This is a genomic window from Glaciecola nitratireducens FR1064 (assembly GCF_000226565.1).
In the GTDB taxonomy this organism is placed as follows: domain Bacteria; phylum Pseudomonadota; class Gammaproteobacteria; order Enterobacterales; family Alteromonadaceae; genus Glaciecola; species Glaciecola nitratireducens.
Genome location: NC_016041.1, coordinates 1481004 through 1494725, shown reverse-complemented (window position 1 = coordinate 1494725; position 13722 = coordinate 1481004). Strand labels below are relative to the sequence as shown.

Here is a 13722-nt window from a genome sequence, read left to right as displayed (position 1 = left end):
TTTGTTCTGCACTACATAGAGCGAACAGGAGCAATTCTCATGCCTAAACTAAGCTGCTGATATTTATCCTATTAAGAGTTAAAGAGTTTTAATTTCGTGTAAATAGTACAGAGTGGGCTATAAGAATGACTGATGTATTGATTCGCTGTACCTGCAGAATCGCAATAGACAGTTAACTGCTTTAAATTAAATAAAATAAAAAAGCCGACAATACTCTAAGAGATAATGTCGGCTTTCGCGTTGATATTACTTATTGAATTTGTCCGCGTATTTCACCTGATGGATTTGCTGGTGTTTGCACATTTACATAATGACCACCGCCAGCGAGCACGGCAAATATCTCTGCATTAATTTGCGCGCCTGACGGTGTCATCCAAGTATCTGTGACACCTTCAGGTTGAGCTAAAGCTAGCAATACTGGTCCGTTAGAACCCGCATCGCCAGTATGAATATGAGCCATACTAGCATCAGATACGCCACGCGTATTGGCTACTAATTCAAGATCAAAGTTGCTAGTATTCACCAAAGCGTAACCATCACCGTCTGCATCAGTAGCAACTGCAGGCACCTCTTGTTCACCAGACAAATCGAACGTCACAAGCACAAAATTACCTGTGATTATTTGTCCTCTCAATTCACCACCTGGGTTAGCTGGAGTGTGCACATTAACGTAGTGTCCGCCTGAGGCTAGCACTGCAAATATTTCCGCATTCAGCGCTGTTCCATCAGGCGTTGACCAAACGTTAGTGTCATCTTCAGATTGCTCCAGAGCAACCAGAACGCCACCGTTCTTTCCAATTCGACCAGTATGAATATGAGCCATCGTTGCGTCCAAAACACCTTGGGTTACTACCGTCAGTTCCACTGCGTAATCGTTTGTGTTAACTAATGCATAACCGCTGCCACTTGCCATGGTGTCTAATGAAGGTACTTCCTGCTCTCCACTCAGAGCGAAAGTGGCCAATACGAAGTTATCCGTCAATATCTGACCTCTAAGCTCACCGCTTGGGTTCGCCGGTGTATGAACGTTAACGTAATGACCGCCGGATGCGAGTATGCTAAATATTTCCGCGCTGAGTGCTGCATCTGTCGGCGCTGACCATACGTTTGCGTCATCAGGTGATTGCTCGAGTGCCACTAATACAGGACCGTTTTCACCTACCCTACCGGTATGAACATGTGCCATTGTCGCGTCCACGACACCGTCTGTCACAACTTTTAGTTCTAGCGCGTAATCATTAGTATTAACGATCGCATAGCCGCTACCTGAAGCATTGGTAGATACCGCAGGCACCTCTTGAGCGCCGCTCAAGTCAAAGGTAACAAGCACTAAATTATCAGTGAGGATCTGGCCTCTTAATTCACCGCTTGGGTTCGCCGGTGTGTGAACATTGACATAATGACCACCGGATGCAAGTACACCAAATATTTCTGCATCTAAAGCCGTTCCTTCAGGCACAGACCAAACATTGACGTCATCCATTGATTGTTCAAGCGCCACTAAAACTGGACCGTTTTCTCCAATTCTACCGGTGTGGATATGCGCCATAGTGGCATCTTCAACACCTTGGGTAACGACTTTGAGCTCTAAAGCAAAATCATTGGTATCGACCAGTGCGTAACCGCTGCCAGTCGCCATAGAAGATACTGCCGGCACTTCCTGATCACCGCTCAGTGCAAATGTGACTAACGCGAAGTTGTCAGTTAATATTTGACCTCTTAGTTCACCGCTTGGATTTGCTGGTGTGTGCACGTTGACATAATGACCACCTGACGCTAATACACCGAAAATTTCAGCTGTTAAGGCTGCACCATCTGGTGTCGCCCAAACATTAGCATTGGCTTCAGATTGCTCTAAGGGAACTAGGACTGGACCGTTTTCTCCAATTCTTCCAGTGTGGATGTGCGCCATAGTAGCGTCCTCAACACCTTGAGTAACTACAGTTAATTCAACTCCGAAATCGCTTGTATTGACCAATGCGTAACCATCACCTTTAGCTGTTGTCGATACCGCTGGTACCTCTTGCGTTCCACTGAGTGAAAAGGTAGCCAGTGCAAAGTCACTTGTTAGGATCTGTCCTCTGATTTCGCCACTCGGATTAGCGGGTGTATGGACGTTGACATAGTAACCTCCTGATGCCAAAACAGCAAAAGTGTCAGCATCTAACGTTGCGCCTTCTGGCGCTTCCCAAATACCTGTGCCACCGGACGCTAGACCAACTAATACTGGCCCATTATTTCCCACCCGACCTGTATGGATATGAGCCATGGTTGCATCGTCTGCTCCTACCGTATTAACTCGAAGAGTAAGGGCCTCAGTTGATGTGTTGTAGCTCGCATATCCGTCTCCAGTTGCTGCTGATACAACTGCAGGAACTTCTTGAGCACCAGATAATGAAAAACTAACAACAGCGACTTCTTCAGGCAATATTTGACCTCGGATAGCCCCGTCAGGAAAATCGGTCGTCGAAATATCGATGTACATTGAACCGTCGAGTAAAGCATCCAATTGGTCAGCGCTCACCTCGTTAGTCAACTCAAGCGTATCAGTGCCGTTGTCCTCAAACGTAAATACTGCAGTGCCACTTGTTCCCAAGGCTCCAATATTCAAAGTGGCGTCGTTTAGCATACTGACACCGCTTATATCGAGCGTTACTCTGATCATGCTGGCATCCGAGTCATATTCGACCGTAGCAGACGCAGAATCGGCGCTCACAGTTTGTGGGACTTGTTGCCCAGAGGTTAGCGTAGTATTAAAACTGCCGGTCGGCGTGAACATCGCTGGAGGTGCTATCGGATCTATATCATCCGAACCACATGCAGCGAGAAAAAACAGGATAGATAGCATCAATATATATTTTAACATGGTCTTCCTTTTAGGTTTTGGACATATGTTAATACCTGCACAATAAACATACAGTTCTTTAATAAAGATTAAACTTTTGTAACCTTGAAATAATATTCCACATAAACAACCAGCAAAACGAATCCCAAGGTCTTTCTCAGGTTTACTAAAATTTTAAGAGAACTTCCCCTTTCATTCCGTTAACATACACCGCAATTAACGTTAAATCTGCATCACATCGACTGGCTTTACATGAATAAGAAACTAAATTTAACGCAGGTAGCAAAGCAATTAGGGGTTTCAATTGCGACGGTATCTAACGCTTTCAATCGACCTGACCAACTGTCGGCCAAGTTGCGTGAGCGTATTCTGTCAGAATCCTCAAAATTGGGTTATCACGGCCCAAATTTAGCGGCTCGCTCTCTAAGAATGGGGGCATCCGGCGTTATTGGTGTGATGCTTGCCGATTCCTTAAGCTATTCATTTTCCGACCCCGTAGCTAGCCAGCTTTTACAGGGCGTTTCAGAAGTTCTTGTAGATAACAAAAAGCAATTATTATTGCTTTCAGGCAATTTGGATTCCGCGGAACAAAGCAGTGCAGAATCATTACCCGACGGTTTTATTTTGTATGGAACAATGAAAGGAAAGTCGTTGGAGCAAATTGAACGCTTGGGTAAGCCTATTGTAAAAGTAGATTGTCGAACTGAAGGCTCACACACCGTTAATATCGATAATGAGGCAGGTGCTAAGGCGGTCGCTCTGCATGCCTTCACTAATTCTCTAGTCACCCACAAAAAAGACATCAACGCTGCGATACTGGGTCTACGCTTGATTGATTCTGCAAGAGTGTGTCGACTAATGCCTGAGGATGCTTGTATAGATTCACAAGAAATATCTCAAAGTAGACTAAAAGGATATATGCAAGCGGCAAAGCACTTAGATGTCAACATTGAGCCGAATAAAATTTGGCACATACCCATCAATGAAACCACTAGTGCTGAACAAGCCGCACGAGAAGCGTTGACAACTACCCCTCGTCCTAACATTTTACTCTGTATGAGTGACGTTATCGCACTTTCCGCTGTGCGGGTGGCCCGTGAGCTTGGTATTAGTATACCCGAGCAACTGCAAGTAACCGGCTTCGATGATATTCCAGAAGCAGCTAGGAGCCAACCTAGCTTAACCACGGTTTGCCAACAGAGTATTGAGAAGGGCCGTGTTGCAGCCAAGCTTCTACTGGACTCAATTTCTAATGATATTGAAACCCAACACATTGTCCTAAACACACGGTTAGTGGTTAGAAACAGTTGCCCCGACTAATTTGTAAGCAGTAACCATCTCACTTCTAACGGCCCTAAAGTTAATACGTCAGGAATATCTGTATATTCAGTTTGAGTCAATAAATCAATAGCAGGATTAACGAGCAGTGAATCACAAGTCGGTTTCATAAATGCCGTATCAACTAATTGGGTATTTTCACTGAAATTACACAGTGCGATAAGCTCTGACTTATCTTCGGACATTTCGTTTTGCTTTCTACGAAAACTAAAGATGTGCTCGTTACCCACTTCTAATATATCGGTTCTAGCGGCTCCAAAAATTGTATTCTGTTGACGAACCTTGATCATATTCTCCAATCCTTTCGCTATTTTATAAAAGGGCGTAGTTTCATCTCTAGCCAACGTAACGTCAGAGTCTTTAACAGCAATTCGATGAACCCATCTTTCATCATGCGCTTTAGATGGATCTTGCTCATAGCTATAGTCGTTGAGTAGACCTAATTCATCTCCCGAATACAGCAACGGTACACCACCAATTGCCAAAATAATCGAATGAATTAGCAGCACCCGCTTTACGGCGTTATCTATCAACAATGCATCGCCAAGCTCAATACCTTGTTCTAAGCCAGAGAGAGACGCGAGAGAACCACAAACACGGCAGTCGCCTGTTGCAGGGTTTTCTGCAAAAGCGACGCCCTTAGCAAAAGAACCTTCGAATCGGCCAGTAAAAAATTGGTTTAGAAAATAACGATGATCATAACTGTTTATGCCTATCTGAGCCGCTACATTATCGTCAAACGTCCATCCGATATCATCGTGACAACGTGCATAATTTACCCACGCGCAGTCTGGTGATATCGCGAAACTTTTTTGCATTGATTTAGTAAGCAGCTTGGTTTTTCGGGTTGCAACACTATTCCAGATTAGCGCCATCAGTAGCGGATTATAAGACAACTCACATTCATCTTTATGTATATATTTGGCGACTTCATCCGGATGTACTATCGCTTCTGATTTAAATACGACAGATGGCGAGACAATCTTTAAACAGCAGTTGAATGCTTTTATAAGCGCGTGTGCTTTTGGTTGATTCTCGCAGTCGGTGCCCATCTCTTTCCAAATAAAAGCCAAGGCATCTAAGCGCAACGCATCGCAACCTACATTCGCTAAAAATAACATCTCATCAGTGATCGCATTAAAAACAGCTGGGTTAGAATAATTCAGGTCCCACTGAAAGCTGTTAAATGTAGTCCAAACCCACTTCTGAGATTGTTCATCCCAGGTGAAATTACCTCTGCGAACTTGTGGAAAAATTTCTCTTAAACTTTGCTCGTATTGGTTTGGAATATCCTTATTATCAAACATCCAGTAATATTCTTGGAACTCTTGGTCACCCTGCTTGGCCCGTATCGCCCAATCGTGTTGATCGGAGGTATGATTAAAAACAAAGTCGAGAACTAAATTAATGCCCGCTTTTGATAATGCTTCACCCAGTGATTCTAAATCTGTCATTGTCCCGAGTTTTGTATCAACTTCACGATAATCAGACACCGCATAGCCACCGTCACTATCCCCTTCCGGAGATTTATACAAAGGCATTAAATGTAAATAAGTGATACCCAGTGAGTTGAGGTAGGGAATTTTTTTATGTAAATGCTGCAAGTCGCCAGCAAACAGATCGACATAGCAAGCCATACCCAGCATTTTTTCATCTTTAAACCAATCCGGTTTTAATAAACGCTGTTTGTCTTTTTTCTTCAGTGCCGGTTTACGCTTTTTGAAACTTACCTGCATGATTTTTAACAATTGTTGTAAAAAATAATAGAAATCATAGTGTTCGCTGTAAACATGATGCAATTGTGCAAATAATTGAGGAAAGTTATCCTCAACACGCAACTTGAACAGCTTAGCATCGGCTTTTGACATGTCTGATAAATCAATGTCCGACAGTAGTCTCTCTACCGTTTTTTTACTTTCAATTTTTATGTCCACAAGAAATCCATATAAAACGTTTAAGATAAAGCAATGTTCGAGAATATAGCCTACATGTTGCATTTAATCAATCATTTTTAACAAACTGTTTACACCCAACAAAAAGTCTGATAGATTCTACTTAAACGTTTTTGATGATTAATAATCAAACAGAATAGTTTAGCTTTTAAGTCATAGTAAAAAAGAATGTTGAGAGGCGGTAAGAGGAGTAGTAGCTTAATTCTTCGTACTGACATTAGGACTGCATTCACGGCAAATAAAACCGGTGATAAAACACTAAATTAAAGTATCGGAGAACACACATGAACACACACTATAAGCAATCAGCAATATCAATCGCGTTAGCTTTAGCATTTACTGCTACTGCTGTCGCACAAGAAACAGACGAAGCTAAAAAAGAAGATGTTAAATATTTCGAACAGATTGTTGTTACAGGTAGCCCGGGTGGGGCGACTCAGCAAGAAACCAGCGTTTCTGTTAGCTCTTTTAATCAAGAAGATATATTCAAGCTAGCGCCCCGCTCCACTGCAGAAGTATACCGTGCATTACCCGGTATTCGCGCAGAGTCTTCTGGCGGTGGCGGTAACGCTAACATCACTATTCGCGGTATTCCTTTAGCGACAGGCGGCTCGAAATTTTTACAAATACACGAAGATGGTCTTCCTGTTTTAGAGTACGGCGACATCAACTTTGGTAACGCAGATAACTTCTTAAGATACGATTGGTCTGTTGGTTTAGTTGAAGCGGTTCGCGGTGGTTCAGCCTCTACTTTTGCGAGTAACTCACCCGGCGGTATCATTAACATGATCAGTAACACAGGTGAAAGCGGTGGCGGCGCAATTGGCACCTCATTTGGTGTTGATTACGACGAATTCAGACTTGATTTTTCATACGGTGGCGAAATTAACAACGACCTTTACTTTCATGTCGGTGGCTTTGCACGTGGCGGTGAAGGTACACGTGAAACTGGATTTAATGGCGACCAAGGTGGCCAAGTTAAATTAAACATCACACAAATTCTCGACAACGGTTTTATTCGTTTTCACTTCAAACATTTAGATGACAAAGTAACAACTTATTTACCTGCTCCGGTAAGAGTGAAGAGTAACGGAGACTTTGGTCCTGTCGAAAACTTTGATGCAAGCAGCCAAACTTTGCATTCAGCTTATACCACTAATGTGTCTACGTTTGATTCATTTGGTAACCCAAGAAATAGAGACGTTACCGACGGTATTCATTCATTAGTCACATCTATTGGTTTTGAGGCAAATGTAGAGGTTGCCGAAAATTTGACTTTTGTTAACAAGTTTAGAACGTCAGACATTAGCGGTAGCTTTATTTCACCCTTCACAGATACATTTGGCGATTACGGCCCGCAATCAGCAAGCAGTATGGCAAATAACATTTGTAATTCGGCCCTTGACGGTGATGGTAACGCATTTAACTGCGCATCAACAAATGTGACACTCGCAAATGGTCCAAACGCAGGCAGTGCATATAACGGTCTAACATTTTTAAACTTGCAGTTCGACACCGAGATCAAAGACCTTGGTAACCTCATTAACGATCTAAATTTAACGAAAGAATTTGATAATGGCTTCTCAGTTACAGCTGGCTACTATTATTCAATGCAAGATATTGCGAGCAGCTGGAATAGCTGGAATACTTTCATTCAAACGGTTGATGGCGATAACTCTCAATACTTAAATATTACCGATGCTGATGGCGAAACCCTAGTTGATGATGGTTTGTGGGCGCCTAGCTTCTTATCTTGGGAGTGGGACTTACGTTATCAAACAACGGCACCTTATCTTAACGTTGGTTATGAAATGGGTGACAACTGGTTGTTCGATGCAAGTATTCGTCGTGACACAGTGCAAGCTAACGGTGAGTTAATTAATTCGTGCTGTGGCGGAAATACCGATTTTGATTTGAATGGCGATGGCGTTATTTCAGGTAACTCGGAAGATGCATCAGCATCCAACGGCTTTGGCTTTGGTGGTGGTGTCATTAACTTGAACCGCGCCGGTGCAGTTAGCCAAATAGTAGACTATGAAGTAAGCAATACATCATATTCATTCGGTGGGTCTTACTTACTAGACGATTCAAAAACTATTTTTGCTCGCTACAGTAAAGGTAGCCGCGCTATCGCAGACCGCCTATTACAAATTGCAGGTACTTTGAATTCAGACGGTAGCTTAACCAATACAACATCTGGTTTTGATGAAACTAAGCAGCTCGAAATTGGTTTCAAATATGCCACAAGCGATTTGCGTATTTATACAACCTTATTTGACACAGTGACAGAAGACACTCAAGCGGAACTCACTAGCGGCCTAACCTTTATTCGCGAGTACGAAGCGACCGGTTTGGAAGTAGAAGGAAGTTATGAATTAGGGTCTGGTTTCAGTCTGTTAGGTAACTTTACTTGGACAGACGCTGAAATCAGCAACGACGCGTTCAACCCTGCATTGGTTGGCAAAACACCTCGTCGTCAAGCCGATTTAATCTATACAATTACACCGCAGTATCAGGACGATGATATGTTATTAGGTGCAGCGCTTCAGGGTTCGTCTGAGTACTTCGTTGGCGATAGCAACCAGTTGAAGCAAGACGGTTATACCATAGTGAATTTGTTTGCAACGTATTATGTATCTGAGTCCTTCTCTGTATCGCTTAACGTGAATAACTTAACGGACGAGTTTGTCATTACTGAATCGGAAGAAGCGTCGGCAAGTGCTGGTGATATCATTCGAGCTAGACCTTTGAATGGCAGAACAACTTCAGTTTCATTCAAGTATATGTTTGACTAAAAAAGTAAACTCCCTAGTTTTGCCCGCTTAATGCGGGCTTTTTAGGTAATAAATACTGGAGAAGATACGATCATGACTGATAAGGCCCGCAACGAGAAAAACTTAGCGCTTGTACGCTGGTTAACCTATTTGATGTTCATGATGTTTGCAATGACGTCTGACTCCGTAGGCGAAATTATTAAAGAGGTGAAACGCGAATTTGATGTGAGCAATACGCAGGCAAGCTTAATGCATACTCTGTTTATGATTGGCATCGCTTTTTCAGGCTTATTTCTCGGTTTTTTAGCCGACAAATTCGGACGGAAAAATACCATTATTCTTGGTTTGTCTTTGTTTGCCGTCTCTTGTTATCTGTTTTTAGTCGGTACAAGCTTCTCCTTTATCCTCGGTTTGATCACACTTTCAGGTGTGGCAGTTGGCGTATTTAAAACTGCAGCACTGGCATTGATAGGTGACATATCTACGTCAACAAAACAACATACCGGCACGATGAACGGGGCTGAGGCTTTCTTCGGAGTTGGCGCTATTATTGGACCATTGTTAGTCGCATGGCTGGTGCGCGAAGGCGTTGATTGGAAATGGTTGTATGTTATCGCTGGCGGGCTTTGTACTTTACTTATTTTGATGGCTTATAAAGTCGATTACCCTGAATATCAAAAACCTGTTGATAGCGACAACAATATAGCGAAAGTAAACAATTTTGCGAGTAGCATCAAACTGCTGAAAAATCGCTATGCGATGGGCTTTTCTATCGGTGCGTTTTTGTACGTTGCAGCCGAGAGCGCAATATACGTTTGGATGCCCAGTTACTTGGTGTGTGATGCCGTTAACTTAGAGGACACCTTTGCTTGCTATACGTCAGACTCTCAAAAGTACTTAGCGATGTATGCCGTCTCTGTTTTCTTTTCGCTGCGCGCTGCGGGCAGATTCGTTGGGATCTGGATGATGCAGCATTTCAATTGGGCGTTAGTACTTCTAATATTTAGTTTCGCTATTCTTGTTTGTTTTGTAGGTGGATTAATAGGCGGAAAAGAAGTTGCTCTTTATTTATTCCCATTGACCGGTATTTTTATGTCGGTTATTTATCCGACATTCAATTCAAAAGGCATCAGCTGTTTCCCTAAATCAGAACACGGCACGGTTGCTGGCGTTATCCTGTTCTTCACTGCTGCGGGTGCAGCAGCGGGCCCTCTTATTATGGGGATCGTTAGCGACGCTTATGGCGGCGATGCGAAATATGGATTCATGGTTGCAACGGGTTTTGCCGGCTTATTATTCTTAGGCTTGCTATATAATTTCATTTTTAACCCAACTGAAAAACGCTTAGCTGAAGTTGAGAAAACAGAGTATTCAAATCCATCTGCTTCCCGTTAACAATCCAAATTTATTTGGCACTAAGCAACTTATGCTTTGATAGTAAAAAATAGAGGAATCACAATGCAAGAATTCTATGCATTAATTGAAGCAGGCGGCACCAAATTTAATTGCGCCATTGCTGATAAGCAACGCAACATACTTGTTGAAAAGCGTTTTGACACGACGACACCAGTCGACACTATCAGTGCGGTCATTGCATTTTTCAAACAACAGCAACAAGCAGGATACAATTTCCGTAAATTAGGTCTAGCCTGCTTTGGCCCACTAGACTTGAATCCTGCGTCTCTTAGTTTTGGTTCGATTACCTCTACGCCTAAACCTCATTGGTCTAATGTCGATATCAAGCAACAACTTGAGAAAGGACTTCATTGCGCTGTTTTTATCGACACCGATGTGAACGCCGCAGCCTTAGCCGAATTTAAGTGGGGCGCGAGCCAGAACACTTCCGTTAATATTTATGTCACTGTCGGCACCGGTGTGGGTGGCGGCGTTGTGATCAATGGTCAAACGCTGAAAGGTTTGGTTCATCCGGAACTTGGTCATATGTTGATATCCGGTGTTCCTGAAATAAAAGGGGTATGCCCTTTCCATGGAAACTGTGTAGAAGGATTAGCTGCGGGTAGGTCAATGGCTGCTATCTGGCAACAATCTGCGGACAGTATGAAAGAAGACCACCCCGCTTGGGATATCGAAGCTAAAGTATTGGGCAATTTTTGTCACAATTTAATGGTTTCTTTCAGCCCACAAAGCATTGTTTTAGGCGGCGGCGTTATGTCAAAGAAAGGCTTACTGGAAAAAACCATCGAGTATGCTGAGCAGTCTTTAAAAAATTATATCGTATTTCCATATAACCAAGGCTTGAAGCAGATCATCACAGCGCCAGGTTTAGGTTCACGCTCTGGCGTTTTTGGTGCGCTAGCCCTAATACTAGATTAGAAACCTAAATTAGGGCTGAATTAAGCGTTTAGAATGAGCACGGAGCTCAAACTATTTTGCAAACAACGTCGAGTTAACAAGCTAATTTAGCTTAGGCGGTTAATTGCCTAAGCTACACCTTCCCAGTTTTTAAATGATCTGCAACCAAAAACGCCATTTCCAACACTTGATCAGCATTTAAGCGTGGGTCACATTGTGTTTGATAAGCTTGAGACAAGTCTGCATCACTTATTTGATATGCGCCACCCGTGCATTCAGTAACATGTTGACCGGTCATTTCTAAATGGATCCCACCAGCGTGTGTGCCCTCTGCTTTGTGCGCATCAAAAAACTGTCTTATTTCAGTTAATATTGAATCAAAGTTGCGCGTCTTATATCCGCTCGAAGAGGTAATGGTATTGCCATGCATTGGATCAGAGCTCCATACTACATTGCGTCCTTCAGCTTTCACTCTGCGCAGTAATCGAGGTAAATTATCGCCTAAATTGTTTGCGCCCATGCGCGTAATTAAGGTCAACCTACCTGGCGTGTTATTCGGATTTAAGGCATCAATCAAACGAATTAATTCATCTTCCTGCATGCTCGGCCCAACTTTAACGCCAATAGGGTTATTAATACCGCTGAAAAACTCAACGTGCGCATGATCTAATTGACGTGTGCGCTCACCAATCCAAAGCATATGCGCAGAACAGTTATAAGGCTTACCTGTTAAAGTATCAATGCGCGTCAAGGCTTGCTCATAATTCAACAACAAGGCTTCATGCGAGGTAAACAGGGTCGTTTCATGCAATGAACTGTTGTTTTGTGCATTGATGCCAATCACATCCATAAACGACAATGTATCTTGAATACGATCAGACATATCTTGATAGCGCTCTTTCAAGGGATTGTTTTCCAAAAACGCCATATTCCAACGATTAACTTGATGTAAGTCAGCTAAGCCACCCTGCGCGAATGCTCGCAGCAAGTTCAGCGTTGCCGCACTCTTATGATAGGCCTCAACTAAACGATTTGGATCAGGCTGGCGAGAGGCTTCTGTAAACTCAAAGCCGTTGACAATGTCCCCGCGATAGCTAGGTAAAGAAATGCCGTTGATAGTTTCAAAGTCGGATGAGCGAGGTTTTGCATATTGCCCCGCCATGCGCGCTACTTTCGTTACCGGACAACGCCCTGCGAAAGTCAACACGATCGCCATCTGCAGGATAACTTTAAAAGTGTCTCTTATTTTTGGCGCATTGAATTCATCGAATGACTCGGCGCAGTCGCCGCCCTGAAGTAAAAACCCTTTACCTTCACATACGTCGCCGAGCTGCTTATAAAGTTGACGTGTTTCTTCAGCAAATACCAGAGGCGGATAGCCTGCTAGGTTAGCTTCGACGTCTTTCAGTGCTTGCTGATCTTGATATGTAGGTTGTTGAAGTATCGGCTTTGCTCTCCAACTATCGGGTTTCCATTGACTCACGGTCTTTCCTTTAAATAAATCGTTTTTAATAAATCGCTTTTGATACATCGATTGCGTTGAATAGATTTACTAATCAGAGGGCGTTCAGATGATTACTTTTCGTTTGTGTGCTTCAGTGTTTTAATTTCTGTTCTTTTACAACGCTTACATGTCGTAATATTAGTGGCTGTAGACATTAGCTCAAACAGACTTAAAACAGGCTATATAGCATATCATAAGGGCTTTTAAAGTGGGCTTCTAATAAAGAATTTTTCTGACTTATTCTTACTTGTGACTTCGCTGAATGGATAATCGTAAAGCTCACTAATGTTATCTGCCGTCATGATCGCGTTTGCAGCACCACAGCAAAAAATTGCATTATTTTTTATCATCAAAACATGATCACAATATCGCAAAGACAAATTCACATCGTGGATGCTAAGAATAAGCAAATTCCCCTTTCGCGCAAGGGCTTTGAACATCGCTAATGATTGTTCTTGAAATACAACGTCAAGGCTTTGAATCGGCTCATCTAAAAGAATCAAAGCTTCACCGTTTTTCACTGCATGCCAAGCTTGCATTAAACAGCGCGCTATATGAACTCGCTGCTGTTCGCCACCGCTGAGATTATTGAGTTTTCGATTTAACAGAGTGCTTATCGAAAGCGCTTGCTCGATCTCGCTAGGAATATCGATATGCCCAGCATAGAAGCGTAAAATTTCGGCAACACTTAGTGAAAATGATAGTGCATAATGCTGCTGTAAATAGACTAACTTTGTCGCTAATTCTGATATCGGAAATGCAGATACATCAACACCGTTCAATTCAACAACGCCACTATCAGCCTCCAGAAGTCCAGAAATCACTTCAAATAACGAACTCTTACCTGCGCCATTTTGGCCAAGAACGTGCCAACACTCTCCTGCAGACATATTGGCACTTATGTTCTTTAGGCGATGTTCAAGATTCACTTGAGAAACGGTAAGCATACAGCGTGTTGTACCTTAAACTGGAAATGACCTTTTAATTAAAAGCACC

Annotated in this window: 8 protein-coding genes; 4 read left to right on the top strand and 4 right to left on the bottom strand. The window is 42.8% G+C overall.

Features of this window, described 5'->3' with window-relative positions; all coding sequences use genetic code 11:
- Positions 1–250: 250 nt before the first annotated feature.
- Positions 251–2866, bottom strand: a complete 2616-nt coding sequence (locus tag GNIT_RS17840) for a CHRD domain-containing protein (RefSeq protein WP_014108366.1) — start codon at positions 2864–2866, stop codon at positions 251–253.
- Positions 2867–3097: 231 nt separating this feature from the next.
- Between GNIT_RS17840 and GNIT_RS06495 the strand changes: the two genes are divergently transcribed.
- The gene (locus GNIT_RS06495; protein ID WP_014108365.1) at positions 3098–4165 is read left to right on the top strand and encodes a LacI family DNA-binding transcriptional regulator; all 1068 of its coding nucleotides are present in this window, start codon (positions 3098–3100) and stop codon (positions 4163–4165) included.
- On the opposite strand, the gene GNIT_RS06490 is transcribed toward GNIT_RS06495, so the two are convergent.
- Positions 4162–6117: an alpha-amylase family protein gene (locus GNIT_RS06490; RefSeq protein ID WP_041246705.1), complete on the bottom strand. Its 1956-nt coding sequence runs from the start codon at positions 6115–6117 to the stop codon at positions 4162–4164. The genes GNIT_RS06495 and GNIT_RS06490 overlap by 4 nt on opposite strands.
- Positions 6118–6419: 302 nt before the next feature.
- Between GNIT_RS06490 and GNIT_RS06485 the strand changes: the two genes are divergently transcribed.
- The 3 genes from GNIT_RS06485 to GNIT_RS06475 all read left to right on the top strand — a co-directional run bounded on the left by GNIT_RS06485 (position 6420) and on the right by GNIT_RS06475 (position 11243).
- On the top strand, positions 6420–8930 hold the full coding sequence (locus GNIT_RS06485) for a TonB-dependent receptor domain-containing protein (RefSeq protein ID WP_014108363.1): 2511 nt from the start codon (positions 6420–6422) through the stop codon (positions 8928–8930).
- A gap of 72 nt (positions 8931–9002) precedes the next feature.
- Positions 9003–10304 carry an MFS transporter gene (locus GNIT_RS06480; RefSeq protein ID WP_014108362.1) on the top strand — a complete coding sequence of 434 codons (1302 nt, stop codon included), beginning with the start codon at positions 9003–9005 and terminating at the stop codon, positions 10302–10304.
- 63 nt (positions 10305–10367) lie between these two features.
- The gene (locus tag GNIT_RS06475; protein ID WP_014108361.1) at positions 10368–11243 is read left to right on the top strand and encodes an ROK family protein; all 876 of its coding nucleotides are present in this window, start codon (positions 10368–10370) and stop codon (positions 11241–11243) included.
- Positions 11244–11355: 112 nt separating this feature from the next.
- Here the strand turns inward: GNIT_RS06475 and GNIT_RS06470 are convergent, their stop codons facing one another.
- Positions 11356–12705: a class II 3-deoxy-7-phosphoheptulonate synthase gene (locus GNIT_RS06470; protein ID WP_041246704.1), complete on the bottom strand. Its 1350-nt coding sequence runs from the start codon at positions 12703–12705 to the stop codon at positions 11356–11358.
- Positions 12706–12929: 224 nt separating this feature from the next.
- A complete protein-coding gene (locus GNIT_RS06465) occupies positions 12930–13673 on the bottom strand; it encodes an ABC transporter ATP-binding protein (RefSeq protein WP_014108359.1) in 744 nt (247 codons plus the stop codon).
- Positions 13674–13722: the final 49 nt, after the last annotated feature.

What these genes read in the sequence shown, in the direction of transcription:
- GNIT_RS06475 (WP_014108361.1), top strand. Translation starts at nt 10,368, where the DNA reads ATGCAAGAATTCTATGCATTAATTGAAGCAGGCGGCACCAAATTTAAT.
- GNIT_RS06495 (WP_014108365.1), top strand. Translation starts at nt 3,098, where the DNA reads ATGAATAAGAAACTAAATTTAACGCAGGTAGCAAAGCAATTAGGGGTT.
- GNIT_RS17840 (WP_014108366.1), bottom strand. Translation starts at nt 2,866, where the DNA reads ATGTTAAAATATATATTGATGCTATCTATCCTGTTTTTTCTCGCTGCA.
- GNIT_RS06480 (WP_014108362.1), top strand. Translation starts at nt 9,003, where the DNA reads ATGACTGATAAGGCCCGCAACGAGAAAAACTTAGCGCTTGTACGCTGG.
- GNIT_RS06465 (WP_014108359.1), bottom strand. Translation starts at nt 13,673, where the DNA reads ATGCTTACCGTTTCTCAAGTGAATCTTGAACATCGCCTAAAGAACATA.
- GNIT_RS06485 (WP_014108363.1), top strand. Translation starts at nt 6,420, where the DNA reads ATGAACACACACTATAAGCAATCAGCAATATCAATCGCGTTAGCTTTA.